21 protein-coding genes are annotated in these 24,477 nt (G+C 64.4%); 6 read left to right on the top strand and 15 right to left on the bottom strand.

All coding sequences use genetic code 11. The annotated features are described in order from the left end of the window. Window positions 1-6 precede the first annotated feature (6 nt). The 12 genes from ACLEJU_RS02325 to ACLEJU_RS02270 form a co-directional block, all read right to left on the bottom strand. Window positions 7-555: a hypothetical protein gene (locus tag ACLEJU_RS02325; RefSeq protein ID WP_435423307.1), complete on the bottom strand. Its 549-nt coding sequence runs from the start codon at window positions 553-555 to the stop codon at window positions 7-9. 29 nt (window positions 556-584) lie between these two features. Beyond that, window positions 585-1,289 carry a TetR/AcrR family transcriptional regulator gene (locus ACLEJU_RS02320; RefSeq protein WP_435423308.1) on the bottom strand — a complete coding sequence of 235 codons (705 nt, stop codon included), beginning with the start codon at window positions 1,287-1,289 and terminating at the stop codon, window positions 585-587. A gap of 206 nt (window positions 1,290-1,495) precedes the next feature. Further along, the gene (gene lysS, locus ACLEJU_RS02315) at window positions 1,496-2,998 is read right to left on the bottom strand and encodes a lysine--tRNA ligase (RefSeq protein WP_294341055.1); all 1,503 of its coding nucleotides are present in this window, start codon (window positions 2,996-2,998) and stop codon (window positions 1,496-1,498) included. A gap of 93 nt (window positions 2,999-3,091) precedes the next feature. Further along, window positions 3,092-4,187, bottom strand: a protein-coding gene (gene prfB, locus ACLEJU_RS02310; protein ID WP_103445435.1) for a peptide chain release factor 2 whose coding sequence is annotated in 2 segments (ribosomal slippage) — window positions 3,092-4,114 and window positions 4,116-4,187 — 1,095 coding nt in all. Because the reading frame shifts where the segments join, the coding sequence is not laid out codon by codon here. A 92-nt stretch (window positions 4,188-4,279) separates the two neighbouring features. Then, window positions 4,280-5,284, bottom strand: coding sequence for a Wsp signal transduction system regulator diguanylate cyclase WspR (wspR, locus tag ACLEJU_RS02305; RefSeq protein WP_435423309.1), 1,005 nt, complete (start codon window positions 5,282-5,284; stop codon window positions 4,280-4,282). A gap of 51 nt (window positions 5,285-5,335) precedes the next feature. Beyond that, on the bottom strand, window positions 5,336-6,349 hold the full coding sequence (locus ACLEJU_RS02300; RefSeq protein WP_435423310.1) for a chemotaxis response regulator protein-glutamate methylesterase: 1,014 nt from the start codon (window positions 6,347-6,349) through the stop codon (window positions 5,336-5,338). After that, a complete protein-coding gene (locus ACLEJU_RS02295; RefSeq protein ID WP_435423311.1) occupies window positions 6,346-8,640 on the bottom strand; it encodes a hybrid sensor histidine kinase/response regulator in 2,295 nt (764 codons plus the stop codon). The genes ACLEJU_RS02300 and ACLEJU_RS02295 overlap by 4 nt, the downstream gene beginning before the upstream one ends. Further along, a complete protein-coding gene (locus ACLEJU_RS02290) occupies window positions 8,637-9,302 on the bottom strand; it encodes a chemotaxis protein CheW (RefSeq protein ID WP_435423312.1) in 666 nt (221 codons plus the stop codon). The genes ACLEJU_RS02295 and ACLEJU_RS02290 overlap by 4 nt, the downstream gene beginning before the upstream one ends. Continuing rightward, window positions 9,299-10,552 (bottom strand): CheR family methyltransferase, encoded by a 1,254-nt coding sequence (locus tag ACLEJU_RS02285; RefSeq protein WP_435423313.1) that lies wholly within the window; start codon window positions 10,550-10,552, stop codon window positions 9,299-9,301. The genes ACLEJU_RS02290 and ACLEJU_RS02285 overlap by 4 nt, the downstream gene beginning before the upstream one ends. After that, a complete protein-coding gene (locus tag ACLEJU_RS02280) occupies window positions 10,549-11,055 on the bottom strand; it encodes a chemotaxis protein CheW (protein WP_435423314.1) in 507 nt (168 codons plus the stop codon). The genes ACLEJU_RS02285 and ACLEJU_RS02280 overlap by 4 nt, the downstream gene beginning before the upstream one ends. A 5-nt stretch (window positions 11,056-11,060) precedes the next feature. Beyond that, window positions 11,061-12,683, bottom strand: a complete 1,623-nt coding sequence (locus tag ACLEJU_RS02275) for a methyl-accepting chemotaxis protein (RefSeq protein ID WP_435423315.1) — start codon at window positions 12,681-12,683, stop codon at window positions 11,061-11,063. 128 nt (window positions 12,684-12,811) lie between these two features. After that, window positions 12,812-13,498 (bottom strand): tellurite resistance TerB family protein, encoded by a 687-nt coding sequence (locus ACLEJU_RS02270; protein WP_435423316.1) that lies wholly within the window; start codon window positions 13,496-13,498, stop codon window positions 12,812-12,814. Window positions 13,499-13,714: 216 nt separating this feature from the next. Between ACLEJU_RS02270 and ydcS the strand changes: the two genes are divergently transcribed. The 5 genes from ydcS to ACLEJU_RS02245 all read left to right on the top strand — a co-directional run bounded on the left by ydcS (window position 13,715) and on the right by ACLEJU_RS02245 (window position 19,217). Then, on the top strand, window positions 13,715-14,866 hold the full coding sequence (ydcS, locus tag ACLEJU_RS02265) for a putative ABC transporter substrate-binding protein YdcS (protein WP_435423317.1): 1,152 nt from the start codon (window positions 13,715-13,717) through the stop codon (window positions 14,864-14,866). Between the two features lie 169 nt (window positions 14,867-15,035). Next, a complete protein-coding gene (locus ACLEJU_RS02260; RefSeq protein WP_435423318.1) occupies window positions 15,036-16,076 on the top strand; it encodes an ABC transporter ATP-binding protein in 1,041 nt (346 codons plus the stop codon). 1 nt (window position 16,077) lies between these two features. After that, window positions 16,078-16,980 (top strand): ABC transporter permease, encoded by a 903-nt coding sequence (locus ACLEJU_RS02255; RefSeq protein ID WP_435423319.1) that lies wholly within the window; start codon window positions 16,078-16,080, stop codon window positions 16,978-16,980. Continuing rightward, the gene (locus ACLEJU_RS02250) at window positions 16,970-17,776 is read left to right on the top strand and encodes an ABC transporter permease (protein ID WP_435423320.1); all 807 of its coding nucleotides are present in this window, start codon (window positions 16,970-16,972) and stop codon (window positions 17,774-17,776) included. Before ACLEJU_RS02255 ends, ACLEJU_RS02250 begins: the two co-directional genes overlap by 11 nt. 16 nt (window positions 17,777-17,792) lie before the next feature. Next, window positions 17,793-19,217, top strand: coding sequence for a gamma-aminobutyraldehyde dehydrogenase (locus ACLEJU_RS02245; protein WP_435423321.1), 1,425 nt, complete (start codon window positions 17,793-17,795; stop codon window positions 19,215-19,217). Between the two features lie 323 nt (window positions 19,218-19,540). Here the strand turns inward: ACLEJU_RS02245 and ACLEJU_RS02240 are convergent, their stop codons facing one another. The 3 genes from ACLEJU_RS02240 to ACLEJU_RS02230 form a co-directional block, all read right to left on the bottom strand. Next, complete coding sequence (locus tag ACLEJU_RS02240) at window positions 19,541-20,647, bottom strand: NADH:flavin oxidoreductase/NADH oxidase (protein WP_435423322.1); 1,107 nt, start codon at window positions 20,645-20,647, stop codon at window positions 19,541-19,543. 230 nt (window positions 20,648-20,877) lie between these two features. Continuing rightward, a complete protein-coding gene (gene recJ, locus ACLEJU_RS02235; RefSeq protein ID WP_435423323.1) occupies window positions 20,878-22,587 on the bottom strand; it encodes a single-stranded-DNA-specific exonuclease RecJ in 1,710 nt (569 codons plus the stop codon). An 8-nt stretch (window positions 22,588-22,595) separates the two neighbouring features. After that, the gene (locus tag ACLEJU_RS02230) at window positions 22,596-23,138 is read right to left on the bottom strand and encodes a YaeQ family protein (RefSeq protein WP_103445451.1); all 543 of its coding nucleotides are present in this window, start codon (window positions 23,136-23,138) and stop codon (window positions 22,596-22,598) included. A 133-nt stretch (window positions 23,139-23,271) separates the two neighbouring features. On the opposite strand from ACLEJU_RS02230, the gene ACLEJU_RS02225 reads away from it, so the two are divergent. Then, window positions 23,272-24,471 (top strand): CaiB/BaiF CoA transferase family protein, encoded by a 1,200-nt coding sequence (locus ACLEJU_RS02225; RefSeq protein ID WP_435423324.1) that lies wholly within the window; start codon window positions 23,272-23,274, stop codon window positions 24,469-24,471. The last annotated feature ends 6 nt before the right edge of the window (window positions 24,472-24,477 follow it).

The raw sequence follows: 24,477 nt of genomic DNA, 5'->3' as shown, positions 1-24,477 counted from the left end.
TCCTGACTATTTGCCGCTGCGCTGGAACCGCGCCACTTCGACGAACAGATCAGAGTTGGCCGGGTCATCCAGGTAGGCGAGCACGCGCGCCGACGGGCTGTCGATCAGCACGCCCTCTTCGTTTTCTTCCGCTACCTGGGTGCTGCGCCCGCTCAGTTCCTTCTTCTCGACCGCCTGCTCCACCTGCTCGACGTCGAGGTTGTAGACCACCAGTTCCTTGCCATCGACGATGTCGAAACCGCCAATCAGGAAGTTGCCGCCCAGGCGCTTGGGCACACCAGCCGACAGGTACCAGCGGTTGCCATGGCGCGAGACGGTGAAGGTGTATTCTTCAGGCGCCTTGCCCTTGGCCGTGGCCACCGCCTTGTAGGCATCGCCACCGCTGCGGCTGATGGTCAGCTTCAGCGGCTCGCCCCAGGCATCCTTGCTGCTCCATTTGCCGAGCAAGGCTTTGGGCGCCGCCTGGTTGCTCGGCAGCGGCTCATGAAAAGTCACCAGACAACCGCCCAGCAGGAGGAATGACAACGTCAACAACACCACACGCCAGGCTTTCATCAGGTTCTCCTTGAAAGTTCGGTCTCAGCTCAGGCCGATGCCAACACCAGGTGGAGGTAACGGGTAAGCATAGCGAGCATCTGCCCATCGGCTTGCGCATCGGCATCCTTGAGCAGGCCCTGATATTCCATCTGCTCGATAATCGCCGTCAACATTTGGGCGTCCTGTTCCGGTTGCTGCGAGCCGACCACCTGCAGCAGCTGACGAGCGCCGTGCAGCAGAATCTGCTCATGAGCGCGCACTAGCTCGGCCAGGCGTGGGCATAGCAGGGCCTCTTGGCGGAAGGCCTGCTCGGCCATCATGAAATCGCGGCGATTGAGCAACTGGCGCTGCACATAGTCGGCGGTCATGCGGGCGATTTCGTCGGCCAATCGCGCCCGCGACTGCACGCTGCCATCACCCTGGGCCAGCAGCTGGCGCAGGAGCACCTCGGTGTTGGCCCATAGTTTGGCCATGTAGGCGGCGCTGCGCTCGACGTACTGGGCGAAGGTATCGGTGAGCAGGTCTTCGATGTCCTTGAAGTAGTAGGTGGTGGCCGACAGCGGCACACCCGCCTCGGCAGCCACCGCTCGGTGGCGCACGCCACGCACGCCATCGCGCACGACAATGCGCATGGCGGCGTCGAGGATCAGCTGGCGGCGCTGTTCGCTGCCTTGACGGGCGGTCTTGCGACCCTGGTACTGCACGCTTTCGGCGACGGCGGTGGCGATGCCGGCGGCGCCTTGTTGGGCCATTGCGGGGGTCACTCTGGTTACCTCATGGACAGTGGTTGAACTGTACCGGCCTCTTCGCGGCTAAAGCCGCTCCCACAGGGATTGCGCAGCTCTCAAGGCCTTTGCAGTACCTGTGGGAGCGGCTTTGGCCGCGAAGAGGCCGGTACAGCCAATACAAGTGTACAGGCAAGAAAAAGCCGCCCCGAAAGGCGGCTTGTTCAATTCACTCAGGCCTGTGGGCGCATGTGCGGGAACAGGATCACGTCGCGAATCGACGGCGAGTTGGTCAGCAGCATCACCAGGCGGTCGATGCCGATGCCTTCACCGGCAGTCGGCGGCATGCCGTACTCCAGGGCGCGGACGAAGTCGGCGTCGTAGTGCATGGCTTCGTCGTCACCGGCGTCCTTCTCGGCCACCTGGGCCAGGAAGCGCTCGGCCTGGTCTTCGGCATCGTTGAGCTCGGAGTAGGCGTTGGCGATTTCGCGGCCACCGATGAACAGCTCGAAGCGGTCGGTCACGGCCGGGTTGTCGTCGTTGCGACGGGCCAGCGGCGACACTTCGAACGGATACTCGGTGATGAAGTGTGGCTGCTCCAGCTTGTGCTCGACCAGCTCTTCGAAAATCATCACCTGGAGCTTGCCCAGGCCTTCGTGGCCCAGCACCTTGGCGCCGGCCTTCTTGGCGATCTCGCGGGCACGGTCGACGTCCTGCAGGTCGGCAGCGGTCAGCTCCGGGTTGTACTTGAGGATCGAGTCGAATACCGACAGGCGGGCGAACGGCTCGCCGAAGTGGAACACCTTGTCGCCGTACGGGACGTCGGTGGTGCCCAGTACCAGCAGTGCCAGCTCGCGGAACAGCTCCTCGGTGAGGTCCATGTTGTCGCGGTAGTCGGCGTAGGCCTGATAGAACTCGAGCATGGTGAATTCAGGGTTGTGACGAGTCGAAACGCCTTCGTTACGGAAGTTGCGGTTGATCTCAAACACTTTCTCAAACCCACCAACAACAAGCCGCTTGAGATACAGCTCCGGCGCAATGCGCAAGAACATGGCCATGTCCAGGGCGTTGTGGTGGGTTTCGAACGGCTTGGCCGCAGCGCCGCCAGGGATGGTCTGCAGCATCGGCGTCTCGACTTCGAGGAAGTCGCGCTCGATGAGGAACTTGCGGATGTGCGAGATCACCTGCGAACGCACACGGAAGGTATGGCGGGTTTCTTCGTTGACCATCAGGTCGACGTAGCGCTGGCGGTAGCGCTGCTCGGTGTCGGTCAGACCGTGGTGCTTGTCCGGCAGCGGGCGCAGCGACTTGGTCAGCAGGCGCACGTTGGTCATCTCGACATACAGGTCGCCCTTACCGGAACGGGCCAGGGTGCCTTCGGCGCTGATGATGTCGCCCAGGTCCCAGGTCTTGACCGCGGCCAGGGTTTCTTCCGGCAGGGTCTTGCGATTGACGTAGACCTGGATCCGGCCGGTCATGTCCTGGATGACCATGAACGAGCCACGGTTGAGCATGATGCGGCCGGCAACCTTGACCGGGATCGCGGCTGCTTCCAGCTCTTCCTTGGTCTTGTCCGCGTACTGTTTCTGCAGGTCGTTGCAGTAGCTGTCGCGACGGAAGTCGTTGGGGAAGGCATTGCCCTTGGCACGCTCGGCAGCAAGTTTTTCCTTGCGCAGGGCGATCAGGGCGTTTTCTTCCTGTTGCAGGTCTTGCGATTCGGTCTTGAGGTCGCTCATGTCGTCATTCTTTCCATCAGGTATTCGTTGCCCGTTCCGGGCAGGGCACGCGCTACCGGCGGGTGGCCAGGCAGCGCGGCAGTGGTGTGCGGCTTACAGGCCCTGCTTGAGGCTCGCTTCCAGGTACTGGTCGATGTCGCCATCCAGCACCTTGTTGCAGTCGCTGCGCTCGACGCCGGTCCGCAGGTCCTTGATGCGCGAGTCATCCAGCACGTAGGAACGGATCTGGTGGCCCCAGCCAATGTCCGACTTGCTGTCTTCCAGCGCCTGGGAGGCGGCGTTGCGTTTCTGCATTTCCAGCTCGTACAACTTGGCCCGCAGCATTTTCATGGCGGTGTCCTTGTTGGCGTGCTGGGAGCGTTCGTTCTGGCAAGCCACCACGGTGTTGGTCGGTACGTGGGTGATACGCACCGCCGAGTCGGTGGTGTTCACGTGCTGACCACCGGCACCGGAGGAGCGGTAGGTGTCGATGCGCAGGTCGGACGGGTTGATCTCGATCTCGACCTTGTCGTCGATCTCGGGGGACACGAACACCGCCGAGAACGAAGTGTGGCGACGGGCGCCGGAGTCGAACGGGCTCTTGCGCACCAGGCGGTGCACGCCGATCTCGGTGCGCAGCCAGCCGAAGGCGTACTCGCCCTTGATGTGCACGGTGGCGCCCTTGATGCCGGCGACTTCACCTTCGGAGAGCTCGATGATGGTGGCGTCGAAGCCACGCTTGTCGGCCCAGCGCAGGTACATGCGAAGCAGGATGTTGGCCCAATCCTGTGCCTCGGTGCCGCCGGAGCCGGCCTGGATGTCCAGGTAGGCGTTGTTCATGTCCATCTCGCCGCTGAACATGCGACGGAACTCAAGCTGAGCCAGGGATTCTTCCAGGGCCTGCAGCTCGGTCTCGACATCGCTGACAGCGCCTTCGTCACCTTCTTCGACGGCCATGTCGAGCAGGTCCTTGCAGTCGGCAAGGCCGTTAGCCATCTTGTCCAGGGTCTCGACGACCTGCGCCAGCATGGCACGCTCGCGGCCCAGGGCCTGGGCGTACTCGGGCTTGTTCCAGACGGCAGCGTCTTCCAGCTCGCGGTTGACTTCGATCAGGCGGTCATGCTTGTGATCGTAGTCAAAGATACCCCCGAATGGACAGGGAACGCTCGGTGAGGTCCTTGATGGTGTTCAGGATTGGTTGGATTTCCATGGGCGGCTGGCTCTCGTGCGAATTCGGTGAAAAGCCCGCGAGTATAACCCATCCAGGGAGCGGCGGCAGCCCGTTGGGCAGCCGCATCGGCCTCAGGCAATCCCGACCTGGTTGCGCCCGTTGTTCTTGGCCAGGTACAGCCCCTTGTCCGCCGCCGAAATCAGCTGCCGGCAGTGGCTGCCGATGGCCGGCGTCAGGGTCGCCAGGCCGATGCTCACGGTCAGGTGCGAGTCGGCGGTCGGCGCGCTGTGCTTGATGCCCAGACCGAGCACGGTCTGGCGCAACTTTTCTGCAACCAGGCGTGCGCCGCCGGGCGAGGTGTTGGGTAGCACCAGGGCGAACTCCTCGCCGCCGTAGCGGGCCGGCAGGTCGGTCGGCCGCGAGCAGGAACCGCGAATGGCCTCGGCCACCTGGCGCAAGGCCTCGTCGCCGGCCAGGTGACCGAAGCTGTCGTTGAACACTTTGAAGTAATCGACATCGATCATCAGCAACGACAATTGCTGCTGCTCACGCATGGCCCGGCGCCATTCCAGTTCCAGGTATTCGTCGAAGTGACGGCGGTTGGACAAGCCGGTGAGGCCATCGGAATTCATCAGCCGCTGCAGCATCAGGTTGGTGTCGAGCAGCTGCTGCTGGCTCACGCGCAGGGCGCGGTAGGCCTCGTCGCGCTGCAGCAGGGTCAGGTAGGAACGCGAGTGGTAGCGAATGCGCGCGACCAGCTCGATGGAGTCCGGCAGCTTGACCAGGTAATCGTTGGCCCCGGCAGCGAAGGCCGCGCTCTTGACCAGCGGGTCTTCCTTGGTCGACAGGACGATGATCGGGATGTCCTGGGTGGCCGGGTTGTTGCGGTACTCGCGCACCAGAGTCAGGCCGTCCAGGCCGGGCATGATCAGGTCCTGGAGGATGACCGTGGGCTTGATGCGCATGGCCTGGGCCACCGCCTGGTGCGGGTCGGCACAGAAGTGGAAATCGATGTTCTCTTCATGGGCCAGGCCACGTCGCACCGCTTCGCCGATCATCGCCTGGTCATCGACCAGCAGGACCATTGCCGAATTCTCGTTAGGCGTCGCGAAGCCTTCGATCGGTAGATCAGTCATTCGAATTCACCTGATCACGGCCGTCCATGCGGCGCGATTCTATACATATCGTCATTTTGCAAAGATTTCCATCAAGCGCCCGGCAATTCGCTCAAGCGGGCGGATTTCTACCGCTGCATCAATTGCCGCAGCGGCCTTGGGCATGCCGTACACCGCACTGCTGGACTGGTCCTGGGCAATCGTCAGATAGCCCTGCTGGCGCATCAGCTTCAGACCCTGGGCGCCATCGCGCCCCATGCCGGTGAGCAGCACGCCCACCGCATCGCCGTTCCAGTATCGCGCCACACTCTCGAAGAACACGTCGATCGAGGGCCGGTAGATTTCGTTGACGGGTTCGGCAGTGTAGGCCAACTGGCCACCTTGCAGCAGGCGGATATGGTGATTGGTACCGGCCAGCAACACCTGCCCGGGTTGTGGCGGCTCGCCTTCGCGGGCCAGGCGCACCGGCAGGCCGCAGGCGCTGGCGAGCCACTCGGCCATGCCGGCAGCAAACACCTGGTCAACATGCTGGACCAGCACGATAGAGGCTGGAAAACCCCGCGGCAGCCCTTTGAGCAGCACTTCAAGCGCCGCAGGGCCGCCAGCGGACGAGCCAATGGCCACCAGGCCGCTGCGCTGGGAGGCCTCGCGCAGGGGGGCAGCGAGCGGCTTGCTCGCGCCGGGCCGCTGCTGGCCGATCAACCAGCCGATGTTGAGGATCTTGCGCAGCAGCGGCGCCGCGGCTTCACGTGCGTCCCCCGCGCCCAGCGCGGGGGTGTCGACCACATCCAGGGCGCCGTGGCCCATGGCCTCGAAAACCCGGTGCACGTTCTGCTTGCGGTCGACCGTGACGATGACGATGGCACAAGGCGTTTCGGCCATGATCCGCCGGGTCGCCTCGACGCCATCCATCACCGGCATGATCAGGTCCATGAGAATCAGGTCGGGAGTGTCCTCGGCGCACATGCGCACAGCGTCGGCCCCATTGCTGGCCACCCAGATCACCTGGTGCGCCGGCTCGAAGGCCAGGGCCCGGCGCAACGCCTCTACTGCCATGGGCATGTCGTTGACGATGGCGACCTTCATCCCTGAGCACCTCCGATCAGTTCCACCACGGCATCCAGCAACGCATCATCGTGGAAGCTGGCTTTTGCCAAATAGTAGTCGGCTCCAGCGTCCAGGCCACGTCGGCGATCTTCTTCACGGTCCTTGTACGACACCACCATCACCGGCAGCGACTGCAACCGTTGGTCGCGGCGCACCAGGGTGACCAGCTCGATGCCGTCCATGCGCGGCATGTCGATGTCGGTGATGAGCAGGTCGAAGTCCTCGCTGCGCAGGGCGTTCCAGCCGTCCATGCCGTCCACCGCGACCGCCACGTCGTAGCCACGGTTGTTCAGCAGCTTGCGCTGCAGTTCGCGCACGGTGAGCGAGTCGTCGACCACCAGGATGCGCTTGCGGCTCATACCCCGCGCCCCTTGCGCACCACGCTCGATACGTTCCAGGCGGCCGGTGCTGAGCAGCTTTTCGACCGAGCGCAGCAAGTCTTCGACATCGATGATCAGCACCACCGAGCCATCGTCCAGCAGGGCCCCGGCGGAGATGTCCTGGACCTTGCCCAGGCGCGGGTCGAGCGGCATCACCACCAGCACCCGTTCACCGACCAGGCGCTCCACCGCCACCCCGTAAAGCTGCTCACGCTCGCGGATCACCACTACCCGCAGGCTGTTGGCCTCCCCCTGCCCGGCCGGCCGGTTGAGCAACTGGCTGGCAGCCACCAGGCCAATATGCCGGCCTTCGTGCCAGAAGTGCTGGCGGCCCTCGATCTGCACGATGTCATCGGCCGCCACTTCTAGAGTGCGCTCGATATGCGCCAGCGGGAACGCATAGGCCTCACCGCCCACTTCCACCACCAGGCTGCGTACCACCGACAGGGTCAGCGGCACTTCCAGGTGGAAACGACAGCCTTGGCCGGGCAGCTGGGTCAGCTCGATCGAGCCGCGCAGATCGCGGACCATGTGCTGAACCGCATCCAGGCCAACACCACGGCCCGACACTTCGGTGACCTTGTCGCGCAGGCTGAAGCCCGGCAGGAAGAGGAAGGTCAGCAGCTCGGCCTCGCTCATTTGCGCCACGGTGTCGGCCGGCGACAAGCCGCGCTCGACGATGTTGCGCTTGAGGCGCTCAAGGTCGATGCCAGCGCCGTCATCGCTCAGTTCAAGCATCAGCAGCCCGGCCTGGTGCGAGGCGCGCAGGCGGATCGTGCCTTCCGCCGGCTTGCCGGCCAGCAGGCGCCGCTCGGACAGTTCGATGCCATGGTCGACGGCATTGCGCAGCAAGTGGATCAACGGCGCTTCGAGCTTTTCCAGCACGTCGCGATCGACCTGGGTCTTCTCGCCTTCGATCTGCAGTTGCACCTGCTTGCCGAGCGAACGCCCGAGGTCGCGAACCATGCGGCTCTGGCCGGTGAGCACGTCGGCAAACGGGCGCATGCGACAGGCCAATGCCGTGTCATAGAGCAACTGGGCTCGCTGGCTGGCCTGCCAGCCAAACTCGTCGAGGTCGGCTGCCTGCTGCTGCAGGATCTGCTGGGTTTCCAGCAGCAGGCGCTGGGTCTGGGCCAGGGCATCCAGCACTTCGGGGCTCTGGCCACTGTCTTCGAGCTGCGTTTTCAGGCCGTCGAGGGCCCGCATGCCTTGGCCATGCATGCGCTTGAGGCGCTGCAAGGTGGCCAGGTAAGGCTTGAGGCGCTGGGTCTCGACCAACGACTTGCTCGACAGGTCGAGCAGGCTGTTCAGGCGGTCGGCAGTCACCCGCAAGACCCGCTCGCTGCCTTCGCCCGCGCGCTTGCCGGCCTTGCGTGGCGCGGCAGGTTCAACTTCGGCTTCAACGGCCGGCGCTACCGGCTCAGGCGGGGCCACGGGCAACGCTGGTTCGAGCGCAACCTCTGCCGGTGCGGGCGCTGCAGCAGGCATTACGGGCGTAGCGGCGGGATCGAGCAGGCCGGCCACCTGCGCCAGGAACGCCGGCACCAATGCCTCGCCATTCGGGTCGCCGGGCGTGGCGATGTGCATCAGCAAGTCGGTGCCGCGCAGCAGTGCATCGATGTGTTCGGCGCGCAACAGCAGCCGGCCTTCCTGGGCCGCCACCAGGCAGTCTTCCATGACATGGGCGACACTGACCCCGGCATCGATGCCGACGATGCGCGCCGCGCCTTTCAACGAATGTGCCGCACGCATGCAGGCTTCCAGCTGATCGGCCTGGGTCGGGTTGCGTTCCAGTGCCATCAGCCCGGTGCTGAGCACCTGGGTCTGCGCCTCGGCCTCCAGGCTGAACAGTTCGAGCAGCGATGCGTCGCGCATTTGCTCTGGGGTCATGACAGGCTCCGCTGCACTGCAGACAGTAAGTGTTGATCGTCCAGCACCCGCACACTGCGCCCACGCCACTGCAAGACCGCAGCGGTGAACGGTGCGACATCCTCGCCAGCACCCTGCAATGGCGCATCGAGGCGGTGAATGCCATCGATCTCGTCCACCGCCATGACCACCGGCCCGCCCGACGCCGCCAGGATCAGCATGCGTGGCATTGCCCGAGCGCTGCGCGCCTGCTCGGACAAACGCTCCACGCCCAGCAGGTCGCCCAGCGACAGGCACGGCACCAGCGCCCCGCGCACGTTGGCGACCCCTTGTAGTACCCGGGAGCGCTGATGCGGCAACGAATGCACCGGTTGCAGGGGGGCGATCTCGGCCAGGCAGGCAGTGGCCAGGGCCAGCCACTCTTCGCCCAGGCGGAATAGCAGCAGCGAACGCCCGGTCGAGGTTTCGACGGGGGCGGCTTCGTGCGCCAGGTCCGCTTCGATCAGCGCGTAGCGGTCGAGCAGACGCGTGGCCGCCGCGGCGTAGACTTCGCAGTTGCGACAATGGATATGCCGCTCCAGCAACGGGCAGTCCTTGCTGCCGTGCACACCAATACGATTCCAGCAGTCGTCGATGCGCTCATCGTCATTGGCCAGCAGCTCGATCGCGTGTTCGGCTTTCATCGTTCAGACTCCCGGCCAGCACGTGCCGCACGTTCCTGCAGGCGGCGGGCACCGGCTTCGTCACCTTGGGCCGCCAGCAACGTGGCCAGGTGCAACAACGCCTCAGGATGCTGAGGCTCCAGATACAGTGCCTTGCGGTAAAGGCTCAACGCCTGCTGAGCATCACCTTCCGTGTCGCTCAGCAGCCCCAGCCAGTAGTAGACCTGGGCCTTGGGCGCGAACTGGCGAAGGTAGCGCTGGCAACTGGCCCGGGCCTGGGCACTGTCGCCAGCATTGGCCAGGCGCGCGATGCTGGCCAGCAACTCGCTTTGGCTTTCCTGCGGTTCGGCTGCCGGGGCGGCAGGTGGCACCACGCGCAGGGGCCGCGCAGGTGGCAGAGATGTCGGCCATGGGCGACTCGGAGCCACCGCAGTGGGCAGCTGCCGTGGTGGCTGGACGGGCACAACCGGCACATCAGCGGGTTGACGTATGTAGGCAAACGACTGGGCAATGCCCAGCGGCCGCATGCCCAGGCGCGCCAGCAGGCTGCCTTCGGCAGGGCCGATGAACAGCACGCCCTGCGGCTGTGCCAGGCGCTTGAGCACCTCGAATACACGCTGCTGGGTCGGCACATCGAAATAGATCAGCAGGTTGCGGCAGAACACGAAGTCGTACAGGCCATTGCGGCCGGCCAGCGCCGGGTCGAGCACATTGCCCACGTCCAGATTCACCTGCTGGCGTACCCGTTCATCCAGCGTGTGGCCATCCTCTCCCTCACGGAAATGCCGTTCTCGAAACCCAAGTTCGGCACCGCGGAACGAGTTGCGCCCATACACACCCTGTATGCCTTTGGCCACCGAACTGGGGCTGATATCGATACCGTCGATGCGAAAATCGGCCGGACTCATGCCGGCATCGAGCAAAGCCATGGCCAGCGAGTAAGGCTCCTCACCAGTGGAGCACGGCAAGCTGAGCAGGCGCAACGGCCGCTCTCCGGCCAGCTCGGCCAAGCGCTTCTGGGCCAAGCCGACCAGCGCGGTGAACGACTCCGGGTAGCGGAAAAACCAGGTTTCCGGAACGATCACGGCCTCGATCAGCGCCAGTTGCTCATCCGGCGATTGCTGCAGGCGGAGCCAGTAGTCATCCAGATCGGCGGCATTCACTGCGACACAGCGCTGGCGCAGGGCCCGCTCCACCATCGGCACGCCAACCGACTCGACATCCAGGCCAATACGCTCTTGCAGGTAACGGAAGAAACGTTGCTCGCTCATGGCGTCACCTGCCCTGGCGAGTGCGGGAACAGCAGTTCGCGGACGTTCTCTGGCAGCAGATCATCCACCTCGATCCGTTGCAGCAGGCCCTGGGCGTCCTGGCGGACCGGGCCCAGGTAAGGCGCTTCGCCGTTGTCCAGGCCATAGGGCTGGAACTCGTCCGACATGCAGCGCAGGGTTTCGGTGGCTTGTTCGAGAATCAGCCCCAGCACCTGTTCGTGACGGTACCGCACCAGCACCAGGCGCGTGCTGGTGCGCTCGGCGGCCGGCTGGGCAAAGCTCAGCGCGCTCAGGTCGACCACCGGCACCAGGACACCGCGATGCGCGAGGATGCCGGCCACCCAGGCCGGCGCCTGGGCAATCGGCTTGAGCGGCCGCCGTGGCAGCACCTCGATCACTTCGCGCACGTCCAGGGCAAAGCGCTGCTGGTTGAGGCGAAACTGCAGGTACAGCGTGCCCTTGGCGCTGGCCACCGCTGCCGGGTAGGTATGCAGGTCGGTCATGGTGATCAGACTTTGAAGCGCGATACACCACCGCGCAGGCCGGCCGCCACCTGGCTCAACTCATCGATGGCGAAGCTGGCCTGGCGCAGCGACTCCACCGTCTGGGTGCTGGCATCGCTGAGCTGGGCCAGCGCCTGGTTGATCTGCTCGGCACCGGTGGCCTGGGCCTGCATGCCTTCGTTCACCATCAGCACCCGCGGTGCCAGGGCCTGGACCTGGTGGATGATCTGGCTCAGCTGCTCGCCCACCTGCTGCACCTCGAACATGCCGCGGCGCACTTCTTCGGAGAACTTGTCCATGCCCATGACCCCGGCCGACACCGCCGACTGGATCTCGCGCACCATCTGCTCGATGTCGTAGGTAGCCACGGCCGTCTGGTCGGCCAGGCGGCGCACCTCGGTGGCGACCACGGCAAAACCGCGGCCATATTCACCGGCCTTCTCCGCCTCGATGGCGGCATTGAGCGAGAGCAGGTTGGTCTGGTCGGCCACCTTGACGATGGTCACCACCATCTGCGTGATGTTGCTGGCCTTTTCGTTGAGGATACCCAGCTTGGCGTTGACCAGGTCGGCGGCGCCCATCACCTGGTGCATGGTTTCTTCCATGCGCGCCAGGCCCTGCTGGCCGGAGCCGGCCAGGCTCGAGGCCTGGTCAGCGGCGGAGGTGACCTCGGTCATGGTGCGCACCAGATCGCGCGAGGTAGCGGCGATTTCGCGCGAGGTGGCGCCGATCTCGGTGGTGGTGGCGGCGGTTTCGGTGGCGGTGGCCTGCTGCTGCTTGGAGGTGGCGGCAATTTCGGTGACCGACGTGGTCACCTGTACCGACGAGCGCTGTGCCTGGGCCACCAGGTTGGCCAGGGCCTCGGCCATTTCGTTGAAGCCGCTTTCGATGGCGCCGAATTCATCCTTGCGGTCCAGGCTCAGGCGCATGCTCAGGTCGCCCGAACGCAGTTTGTCGAGGGCATGCACCACGCGTTGTACCGGTGCGGTAATGGCGCGCATCAACAGCAAGCCGCAGATCCCGGCGGCCACGATCGCCAGCAGCAGCGAAACCATCATGCTGCCCTTGGCAGTGCTCACGGCAGAGACAATTTCATGGGTCGCCGCTTCTGCGGATTCTCGGTTGTGCTCGATCACCGTGTTGAGGTGCTTGCGCCCTTCGATCCAGGCCGGGGTAAGCACATCGCTGATCAGCCGCTCGGCTTCGACGTACTGGTGCTGGCGGTAGGCTTCGAGCACCTGGCCGACGACCTTGAGGTAGGCTTCCTCGAGTTTGACGAAGGCGTCGAAACGCTCCTGGTCATCAGAGTCCTGGATGGTGCCCTGGTAGCTGGCCATGTACTGCTTCAGGCGATCATCGAAGCTCTTGAACAGCTCCATGTCGGCCGTGGTGATCTCGCGGCGGTTGGACAGGCCCACCAGCTGCTGGCTGGTGACGTAGCTGTCGACCCAGGCGCTGCGGATCATCGAGCTGTAGTAGACCCCTGGAATGCTGTCTGACCCCACCGCCTCCTCGGCGCTTTCGATCGTCACCAGCCGCGAGTAGGCGGCTACGATCATCAGCAGCATGATGGCGATGATCACGGCGAAACTTGCCAGGATCCGTTGGCGCAAGGTCCAGTTCTTCACATTCAGCCCTCAGGAATTCACAACGAGCGGGAAAAATCGCCGAAGTATAGCCCAGGCTTCCTATGCTTTTGCGGCTGAAATGCGAGGTATTCAGGCCTCTATCACTGACGGACAGGCCATTTTCCAGTTCATTGACCTGCGGCAAGCCGTACCTGGCTCTCCAGTTCCTGACGCAGGGCCGGGTCGAGGCGCAACTGCCGGGCCAGTTCGTCGAGGTAGGCGCGCTCCATGAAGTTCTCCTGGTCGACCATCATCACGCTGGCCAGGTACATCTCGGCAGCCATCTCTGGCGTTTGCGCGGCGCGGGCGACTTCGGCCGGGTCCAGCGGTTTGTTCAGCTCTTCGTGCAACCAGTGCTGCAGGTCGCGGTCGCTGTCCAGGCGGGTGAATTCGCCTTCGATCAGGGCCCGTTCGCGCTCGTCGATATGGCCATCGGACTTGGCCGCCGCCACCAGTGCGCGTAGCACCGCCTGGCTGTGCTGCTCGGCCTGGGCTGGCGGCAGGCGGTCGAGGGTCTGCGGCTCGGCGCCCTGCCCTGCGCCCTGACGCGCCTGCCAATTGCCATAGGCCTTGTAGGCCAGCACGCCAAGTGCCGCCAGACCGCCATAGGTCAGTGCCTTGCCGCCGTACTTGCGGGCCTTCTTGCTGCCCAGCAGCAGGCCCAGCGCCCCTGCCCCCAAGGCGCCTCCCCCAGCCCCGGATAGCAAGCTGCCTAAGCCAGCAGCGCCAGCGGTCGGTTTGCCCGCAGCGGTTTGCTTGTTGAGCAGTTCCTGGCCGGATTTGAGCAGCTGGTCGAGCAGGCCCCGGGTGTTCATGCGCATGTCTCCACGGTACGAAAAGGAGCGCCCAGATTAAGGCCTGCCACCTTGCACGCCACCCGAGGATTTGCTTCCGGATGTTGCGTTAGCTGGCAAAAAGCCAACTAGACTCGTCATCGCCAACCACTTGCACAGGCGACTACGCTTATAACCATCGCTTCACTGCTTGCTTGACGACTGCCCCGAACAAGATCTCCAAGAAGAGGGAACACCATGTCAGTGCACAAGACCGCATTGCTCGGCGCCATGACCGGCGCGCTGCTGGCCAGCGCCGGCCTGCAGGCCGCCGAGTTGCCCAAGGCCCTGGGCGCCGGCGAAGGCCGGCTGGATATCGTCGCCTGGCCCGGCTACATCGAGCGCGGTGAAAGCGACAAGGCCTACGACTGGGTCACAGGCTTCGAAAAGGAAACCGGCTGCAAGGTCAGCGTCAAGACCGCTGCCACCTCCGATGAAATGGTCAGCCTGATGACCAAGGGCGGCTACGACTTGGTCACCGCGTCCGGTGACGCCTCACTGCGCCTGATCGCCGGCAAGCGCGTGCAACCCATCAACACTGCGCTGATCCCCAGTTGGAAGAACATCGACCCGCGCCTGCAGAACGGCGGCTGGTACGTGGTCGACAAACAGGTATACGGCACGCCGTACCAATGGGGCCCGAACGTGCTGCTTTACAACACCAATACCTTCAAGCAGGCACCGACCAGCTGGAATGTGGTGTTCGAGCCGCAGGACCTGCCCGATGGCAAGCCGAACAAGGGCCGTGTGCAAGCATATGACGGGCCGATCTACATCGCCGACGCAGCGCTGTACCTGAAGTCGGCCAAACCCGAGCTGGGCATCAAGGACCCGTACGAGCTCAATGAAGCTCAGTACAAGGCCGTGCTCGAACTGCTGCGCCAACAGCAACCGCTGATCCACCGTTACTGGCACGATGCCACAGTGCAGATGAGCGATGTGAAGAACGAAGGCGTGGTCGCCTCCAGTTCGTGGGGCTACATGGTCAATGGCCTGAAGGCCGAGAACCAGCCGGTGGCCTCGACCATTCCCAAGGAAGGCGCCACCGGCTGGGCCGACACCACCATGCTGCACAGCGAGGCCAAGCACCCCAATTGCGCCTACAAGTGGATGGACTGGTCGCTGCAACCCAAGGTGCAAGGCGATGTCGCGGCCTGGTTCGGCTCGTTGCCGGCCGTGCCGGCAGCCTGCACCGGTAGTGAACTGCTGGGGGCTGAAGGGTGCAAGACCAACGGCTTCGACAACTTCGACAAGATCGCCTTCTGGAAAACCCCACAGGCCCAAGGCGGCAAGTTCGTGCCCTATAGCCGCTGGACCCAGGATTACATTGCGATCATGGGCGGGCGCTAGCACAGGCCTGTAGAAGATGTGTTGCCTGACTTGGGCTGCTGCGCAGCCCTTTCCGACCGGTCCGGCGCCCCGGCGAGGCCGCTCCTACAGGAAACGCGGGCTCCTGTAGGAGCGGCCTTGTGTCGCGAAAGGGGCGTAGAGCGCCCCCAGTTCTACCTTGGAGTTATCCATGCCCCTAGCCGTCCAGTTCACCCAGGTTTCCCGCACCTTCGGCGAGGTTAAGGCCGTCGACCAGGTCAGCATCGACATCGATGACGGCGAATTCTTCTCCATGCTCGGCCCCTCTGGCTCGGGCAAGACCACCTGCCTGCGCCTGATCGCCGGCTTCGAACAACCGAACAGCGGCTCGATCCGCATCCACGGCGTCGAAGCCGCTGGCGTGCCGCCGTACCAACGCGACGTCAACACCGTGTTCCAGGACTATGCGCTGTTCCCCCACATGAACGTGCGCGACAACATCGCCTACGGCCTCAAGGTCAAGGGTGTGGCCAAGGCCGAACGCCAGGCCCGCGCCGAAGAAGCGCTGGCCATGGTCGCCCTGGCCGGCTACGGCGAACGCAAACCGGCGCAACTCTCCGGCGGCCAGCGCCAGCGCGTGGCCTTGGCCCGCGCCCTGGTCAACCGGCCACGGGTGCTGCTGCTCGACGAACCGCTGGGCGCGCTCGACCTGAAGCTGCGTGAACAGATGCAGGGCGAATTGAAGAAGCTGCAACGCCAGCTGGGCATCACCTTCATCTTCGTCACCCACGACCAGACCGAAGCACTGTCGATGTCGGACCGGGTGGCGGTGTTCAACCGTGGGCGCATCGAACAGGTCGACTCGCCACGCAACTTGTACATGAAGCCCGCCACCACGTTCGTCGCCGAATTCGTTGGTACCTCCAACGTCATCCGCGGTGACCTCGCAGAACAGCTCAGCGGCAATCGCTCGCCTTTCTCCATTCGTCCCGAGCATATCCGCCTGGTGGATCAGCCCGGCCAGGCGCAAGACGTCCAGCTCAGTGGCCTGCTGCGTGACATCCAGTACCAGGGCAGCGCCACTCGCTATGAAGTCCAGTTGGCCAGCGGCCAGCTACTCGCCGTGAGCCACGCCAATGACCGCTGGCAGGAGCAGCCGCAGCCCTGGCAGGCGGGCCAGCAGGTGCAGGTGCGCTGGCCCCGCGAAGCGATGACCGCGCTGCAGGAAACCGTCCTGGCCGAGGCCCGCTGACATGCGCCGCGTATCCGACCTGCTGTACCGGCGGCCCAACCTCTACCTGGCACTGCTGCTGATCCCCCCGCTGACCTGGTTCGGCGCCATCTATCTGGGCTCGTTGCTCAGCTTGCTGTGGCAAGGTTTCTACACCTTCGACGACTTCACCATGGCGGTCACCCCGGAGCTGACCCTGCGCAACTTTGCCGCGCTGTTCAACCCGTCCAACTTCGACATCATCCTGCGCACCCTAACCATGGCCGTGGCGGTATCGCTGGCCAGCGCGGTGCTGGCCTTCCCGATCGCCTACTACATGGCGCGCTACACCAGCGGCAAGACCAAGGCGTTCTTCTACATCGCGGTGATGATGCCGATGTGGGCCAGCTACATCGTCAAGACCTATGCCTGGACCCTGCTGCTGGCCAAGGGCGGCGTGGCCCAGTGGTTCGTCCAGCAACTGCATCTGGACGCGCTGCTGCAGGCCGTGCTGGCGGTGCCCGGGGTGGGCGGCAGCACGTTGTCGACCTCGCACCTGGGGCGCTTCATGGTATTCGTGTACATCTGGCTGCCGTTCATGATCCTGCCGATCCAGGCCTCGCTAGAGCGCCTGCCGCCGTCGTTGCTGCAGGCTTCGGCAGACCTCGGGGCCCGGCCTGGGCAAACGTTCCTGCAGGTGATCCTGCCGCTGTCGATCCCCGGCATTGCCGCCGGTTCGATCTTCACCTTCTCGCTGACCCTGGGCGATTTCATCGTGCCGCAACTGGTTGGCCCGCCGGGCTATTTCATCGGCAGCATGGTGTATGCCCAGCAAGGGGCGATCGGCAACATGCCGATGGCGGCAGCGTTCACGCTGGTGCCGATCGTGCTGATCGCGGTGTACCTGTCCATCGTCAAGCGCCTGGGGGCTTTCGATGCACTCTGAAAAAGCGTCTGTCGGCCTGCGCCTGGCGGCCTGGAGCGGGCTGCTGTTCCTGCACTTCCCGATCCTGATCATTTTCCTGTACGCCTTCAATACCGAAGACGCGGCGTTCAGCTTCCCGCCCAAGGGCTTCACCCTCAACTGGTTTGCCGTGGCCTTCGCCCGCCCCGATGTGCTCGAAGCCATCAAGCTGTCGTTGCAGGTGGCCTGCCTGGCCACGCTGATCGCGCTGGTGCTCGGCACCCTGGCCTCGGCGGCGCTGTACCGGCGCAGCTTCTTCGGCAAGGAGAGCATCTCGCTGATGCTGATCCTGCCGATCGCCCTGCCCGGCATCATCACCGGCATCGCCCTGCTGTCGGCATTCAAGCGCCTGGAGATCGAGCCCGGTGTGTTCACCATCGTGGTGGGCCACGCCACGTTCTGCGTGGTGATCGTCTACAACAACGTGATCGCCCGCCTGCGGCGCACCTCACAGAGCCTGATCGAGGCGTCCATGGACCTCGGTGCCGATGGCTGGCAGACCTTCCGCTACATCATCCTGCCCAACCTCGGCTCGGCCCTGCTGGCCGGCGGCATGCTGGCGTTCGCCCTGTCGTTCGACGAAATCATCGTCACCACCTTCACCGCCGGCCACGAGCGAACCCTGCCGATCTGGCTGCTCAACCAGCTCAGCCGCCCGCGCGACGTGCCAGTGACCAACGTGGTCGCCATGCTGGTGATGCTGGTGACCATGCTGCCGATTCTCGGCGCCTATTACCTGACCCGTGGCGGCGAGAGCGTTGCGGGCAGCGGCAAATGACCCATAAGGAGTCCCCATGCAAAGCAAAATGCTGATCAACGGTAAGCTGGTCGCGGGCGACGGCCCGACCTGGACCGTGCTCAATCCGGCCGAAGGCAGCGCCCTGGCGCAGATCAACGAGGCCACCGAAGCACAGGTCGATACCGCCGTGCGTGCCGCCGACCAGGCTTTTGACAGCTGGTCCCAGACCAGCCCGAAAGAGCGCTCGCTGGCGCTGCTGGCCCTGGCCGATACCATCGAAGCCCATGGCGATGAACTCGCCCGGCTGGAGTCGCAGAACTGCGGCAAACCATTCGCCGCCGCCCTGAACGACGAAATCCCGGCCATCGCCGACGTGTTCCGTTACTTCGCCGGGGCCGCCCGCTGCCTCGGTGGCTCGGCGGCAGGTGAATACCTGCCGGGCCATACCTCGATGATCCGCCGCGACCCACTGGGCGTGGTGGCCTCGATCGCGCCGTGGAACTACCCACTGATGATGCTGGCGTGGAAGGTCGCCCCGGCGCTGGCAGCCGGCAATACCGTGGTGATCAAGCCCTCCGAACTGACCCCGCTGACCGCCCTGCGCCTGGGCGATCTGGCCAAGGACCTGTTGCCGCCCGGCGTGCTCAACATCCTGTTCGGCCGCGGGCAGACGGTGGGCAACCCACTGGTCACCCACCCCAAGGTGCGCATGGTCTCGCTGACCGGTTCAATTCCAACTGGCGCGCACATCATCGGCGCCACTGCCAGCAGCGTGAAACGCATGCACATGGAGCTGGGCGGCAAGGCACCGGTGCTGGTGTTCGACGACGCCGATATCGACGCGGCCATAGACGGCATCCGCACGTTCGGTTTCTACAACGCGGGCCAGGACTGTACTGCAGCCTGTCGCCTGTATGTGCAGGCGGGTATCTATGACCGTTTTGTCGAGCGCCTGGGCAAGGCCGTTTCCAGCCTCAAGGCCGGCCTGCAGGATGCCGAGGACACCGAACTCGGCCCACTGATCAGCGCCCAGCACCGCGACAAGGTGGCCGGCCTGGTCCAGCGCGCCATCGCCCAGCCGCACATCCGCCTGGTGACGGGCGGCAAGGTGATTGCGGGGGATGGTTTCTTCTTCGAACCGACCGTGCTGGCCGACGCCTTGCAGGATGACGAGATCGTCCGCAACGAGGTGTTCGGCCCGGTAGTTTCGGTGACCCGCTTCAACACCGAGGAGCAGGCGCTGGAATGGGCCAACGATTCCGAATATGGCCTGGCATCATCGGTCTGGACCCGCGACACCGGCCGTGCCCACCGCCTGGCGGCGCGGTTGCAGTATGGCTGCACCTGGGTCAATACCCACTTCATGCTGGTCAGCGAAATGCCCCATGGCGGCCAGAAGCATTCGGGGTATGGCAAGGACATGTCGATGTATGGGCTGGAGGATTACACCTGCGTGCGGCATGTGATGATCAAGCATTGATTGCAATGCCTGGATTGAGGCTCGGACCTCAATCCAGGAACTTTCCTGCATTACATTAAGCTCATTCCTGATCTTGCTTCCGTTACTTTGTGATCATCGAATACGCATGGTCAGAAGGCAGAGAGCATGGAATATCGGGGACATAGAGCAATAGTGAAATAGGGCCGCGAAGCGGCCCCACGATTTCAAGGTTGTTGCATAAATTGCCGGGGCCTTTTGCAGCCCATCGCCGGCAAGCGCGGCTCCCACAGGGATCGCGCCAGCTTTAGGCAATTGAGCGAGACAGTTGCTCTCACAATGCCGCGCTGGGTCGGCGGCCTTTATCAATCTCGCAAATCGGACTCATGAATCGGGTTGGCGCGGCTAGTCGCCCGTTGATACTGCGCAGGCCAGGTGGCCTTGTTACCGCCCAGATCATCATCAGCATGCAACGGCCAGTAAGGATCGCGCAGCAACTCCCGCGCCAGGAAGATCACGTCGGCTTGGCCGGTGCGCAGAATGTGCTCGGCCTGGGCCGGTTCTGTGATCATGCCCACGGTGCCGGTTGCAATCTCTGCTTCCTTGCGCACACGCTCGGCGAAGCGCGTCTGGTAACCGGGGCCTGTCGGGATTTCGGCGTTGACCGAGGTACCACCAGAGGACACATCGATCAGGTCGACACCCAGCACTCGCAGGCGACGAGCCAGTTCGACGGTTTCATCAGGGTTCCAGCCGTCCTCGACCCAGTCGGTAGCCGACACCCGCACGAACAGCGGCAATTCGGCCGGCCAGACCTTGCGCACGGCCTCCACCACCTGCAGGGTCAGGCGAATGCGGTTCTCGAAGCAACTGCCGTATTCGTCACGGCGCTGGTTGCTCAGCGGTGAGAGAAACTGGTGCAGCAGATAACCATGTGCGGCGTGGATCTCGACCACCTTGAAGCCGGCCTTGAGCGCCCGCTCGGTCGAGGCGACGAAGGCGTCGATCACGTCCTGGATCTCGTCCTTGCTCAACTCGCGTGGCGGTGTGTGCTGCGGGTCGAAGGCGATTTTCGACGGCCCCACGGGCTGCCAGCCGCCGTCTTCGAGCTTCACACTACCCTGCTTGCCCAACCAGGGCCGGTAGGTACTGGCCTTGCGCCCGGCATGGGCCAGCTGGATACCCGGCACGGCGCCTTGGGCGGTAATGAAACGGGTGATGCGCTGCAATGGCGCGATCTGGTCGTCGTTCCACAAGCCGAGGTCTTCGGCGGTGATGCGACCATCGGCCGTCACCGCGACGGCTTCGCTGATGACCAGCCCAGCGCCACCCACGGCGCGGCTGCCCAAGTGAACGAGATGCCAATCGTTGGCCAGGCCATCGATGGCGGAATACTGGCACATCGGCGAGACCGCGATGCGGTTGGGCAGCGTCAGCTGACGCAGGGTGTAAGGCTCGAGCAGCAGGCTCATGAGGGCACCTCCCAAGGACTCCAATGGTGATCCGGCCCGGACACTCAAGTGCACATCCCTGGCCCGGTGCCGGTCATTAATCAGACTAGACCAGATTGGTGGGGGGGAAGGTTCAGTGGGATGGCGAGGTGTTCGCCGAAAGGTTTGCAGCGCCTGTGAGATCCAGCGCCGCGCGGTCGGCGCTCGATTTCCGCAACTCTGCAAGAATCAAGGCAGGCACCTAACGGCCCCTAGCGCGGCTCCATATGCGCAATCATCAACTGCACACTCTCATTCCCACGAAACTCGTTCACATCCAGCTTGTACGCCAGCTCCACCCAACGCACCGTCGGGTTCGGCCACACCTCGCGGTCGATACCAAAGGCAATGCCATCCAACCGCACCAACCCACACTCGCTCTTGAGCACCACCTTCAAGTGCCGCTCGCCGACCACGCGCTGCTCCACCAACTGGAATACCCCATGGAACAGCGGTTCGGGGAAGTGCTGCCCCCAAGGCCCGGCATTGCGCAGGGCCTTGGCCAGGTCGAGGTGGAATTCCTCCACGGCCAGGCTGCCGTCCGACAGCAGACGACCGGTCAGGTCCTCTTCGCGCAGGTGGCGCCGGACTTCTTCATCGAACGCTTCGGCGAACGCCGGGAAATTGCTTTCGGGCAGGGACAGCCCCGCCGCCATGGCATGCCCGCCGAACTTGCTGATCAGTTGCGGCTGGCGCGCGGCCACCGCATCCAGCGCGTCGCGAATGTGGAAGCCTGGCACCGAACGCGCCGAGCCCTTGAGCATGCCGTCGCCGGCATCGGCGAAGGCGATGGTTGGCCGGTGGTAGCGCTCCTTCAGGCGCGAAGCAAGAATCCCGATCACGCCCTGGTGCCAATCGGCATCGAACAGGCACAGGCCATAAGGCATGGACTCGACCGGCAGGTCTTTGAGCTGGGCCAGGGCCTCGCGCTGCATGCCCTGCTCGATCGACTTGCGGTCCTGATTCAGGTCATCCAGTTGCTGGGCCATCTCCTGGGCCAGGGCTTCGTCTTCGCACAGCAGGCACTCGATGCCCAGGCTCATGTCGTCCAGGCGCCCGGCGGCGTTGAGCCGTGGGCCGAGGATGAAGCCGAGGTCGGTGGAGGTGATGCGCCGATGGTCGCGCCGCGCCACTTCCAGAATGGCCTTCAGGCCTGGCCGCGCGCGGCCGGCGCGGATACGCTCCAGGCCCTGGTGCACGAGGATGCGGTTGTTGGCATCCAGCGGCACCACATCGGCGACGCTGCCCAGGGCGACCAGGTCGAGCAGCTCGCCGATGTTCGGCTGCGGCTGCGTTTCGTAGCGCCCAAGGCTGCGCAGGCGGGCGCGCAGGGCCATCAGCACGTAGAAGATCACCCCGACGCCGGCCAGCGACTTGCTCGGGAAGTCGCAGCCAGGCTGGTTCGGGTTGACGATGGCGTCGGCATCCGGCAACTGCTGGCCCGGCAGGTGGTGGTCGGTGACCAGCACTTTAAGCCCTGCCGCCTTCGCGGCGGCAACACCTTCGACGCTGGAGATACCGTTATCGACGGTCACCAGCAGGTCTGGCTGGCGCTCGAGCGCCACCTGGACGATTTCCGGGGTCAGGCCGTAGCCGTATTCGAAGCGGTTGGGCACCAGGTAATCGACATGGGCCGCACCCAGCAGCCGCAGGCCGAGCATGCCGACGGTGCTGGCGGTGGCGCCGTCTGCATCGAAGTCGCCGACGATAAGGATGCGCTGGCGCTGGTCGAGGGCTTCGACCAGCAGGTCCACTGCCGCCTCGATGCCCTTGAGCTGCTGGTACGGCAGCAGGCGCGCCAGGCTCTTGTCCAGCTCGGCCTCGGATTGCACGCCGCGGGCGGCATACAGGCGGGTCAGCAAGGGTGGCAGGTTACCCAGAAATGGCAGGGTCGACGGCAGCGGGCGAGGTTCGATACGCATGGGATGCTTCAGCCGCGCTCACCGAGCAGCCACTGCAGCTGCACTTCATGCTGGCCACGGTCATCGGTGACGAACACGGTGCCTTCGCTGATCATCACATCCCACTTGATGGTGCGCGGCATGTCGGTGGCCAGCACCTCCAGCACTTCCTGTGGCACGGCGGCGATGCTCAGGTTCTTCAGACCCTTGACCGCGCTCACTACCTTGCCTTCCCACACGCGCAGGCTGCCGTAGGCGAGCAGGCTGGTGCGCTCGGTGCGGCGCGAGCACCAGGTCAGGCGGTCGGCGTCCGGCTGGCCGACTTCGATCCAGTGCAGGATGCGGTCGTCCAGGCTCTTTTCCCACAGCGCCGCTTCATCGACATCGGACAGGCCACGGCCGAACGACAGGTTCTCGTTGTACCACAGGGCATAGGCCAGCAGGCGCACGGCCATGCGCTCTTCGGTTTCCGAAGGGTGACGGGCGATGGTCTGGCGGACGTTTTCATAGACGCCACGATCAAGATCGGTCAGGTTCAGTTCGAATTTGTAGGTGGTGGACGGCTGGGCCATGGTCGAGTGGGCTTCGTGCGTAGAGAAAAGTGACCTAGTCTAACCGATCCCGCCTCTGCTTGCGCCGGAGCAGTATCGGCCGCCCCGCACCTATGCTAAAACCACGGCTCTGACCAGTTGCCACGGATGCCTCATGTCTACGCCCAGCAAACCCCTCGCCGGCCTGAAAGTCATCGAGCTCGGCACCCTGATCGCCGGGCCGTTCGCCTCGCGGATCTGCGCCGAGTTCGGCGCTGAAGTGATCAAGGTCGAGTCGCCGGACGGCGGCGACCCGCTGCGCAAATGGCGCAAGCTGTACGAGGGCACGTCACTGTGGTGGTTCGTGCAGGCGCGCAACAAGCAGTCGCTGACGCTCAACCTCAAGCACCCCGAAGGCCGTGAAGTGCTCAAGCGCCTGCTCGGCGAGGCGGACATCCTGATCGAGAACTTCCGCCCCGGCGTACTGGAGAAGCTCGGCCTGGGCTGGGACGTGCTGCACGCCCTCAACCCGCGCCTGGTGATGGTGCGCCTGTCCGGCTTTGGCCAGACCGGGCCGATGAAGGACCAGCCGGGCTTCGGTGCGGTCGGTGAGTCGATGGGTGGGCTGCGCTACATCACCGGCTTCGACGACCGCCCGCCGGTACGAACCGGGATTTCCATCGGGGATTCGATCGCTGCGCTATGGGGGGTGATTGGCGCGCTGATGGCACTGCGTCATCGCGAAGTCAACGGCGGCCAGGGCCAGGTGGTGGACGTGGCGCTGTACGAGGCGATCTTCGCCATGATGGAAAGCATGGTCCCGGAGTTCGACGTGTTCGGCTTCATCCGCGAGCGTACCGGCAACATCATGCCGGGCATCACACCCTCTTCCATCCACACCAGCGCAGACGGCAAACATGTGCAGATCGGCGCCAACGGTGACGCCATCTTCAAGCGTTTCATGCAGGCCATCGGCCGCACCGACCTGGCCGACGACCAGAGCCTGGCCAGCAACGACGGCCGCGATGCCCGACGCGACGAGCTGTACGGGGTGATCGATCGCTGGGCCAACAGCCTGCCGCTGGAGCAGCTGATGCAGGTGCTCACCGACGCCGAAGTACCAGCCAGCCGGATTTACTCGGCCGAGGACATGTTCAGCGACCCGCAATACCTGGCCCGGGAAATGTTCCTGCAGGCGCGCCTGCCGGATGGCAAGCCGTTCAAGATGCCGGGCATCGTCCCCAAGCTCTCGGAAACCCCAGGTTCTGCCGAATGGGTTGGCCCGACGCTGGGTGAACATACTGATGCCGTGCTGACGTCCCTGGGCTATGACCAGGCAGCGATCGCCAGCCTGCGCCAGGCAGGCACTGTCTGAGGCTGC

The organism is Pseudomonas sp. SMN11 (assembly GCF_052041945.1).
Classification (GTDB): domain Bacteria; phylum Pseudomonadota; class Gammaproteobacteria; order Pseudomonadales; family Pseudomonadaceae; genus Aquipseudomonas.
The sequence above is the reverse complement of the archived record's forward strand: the minus strand, read 5'-3'. Positions and strand labels throughout refer to the sequence as shown.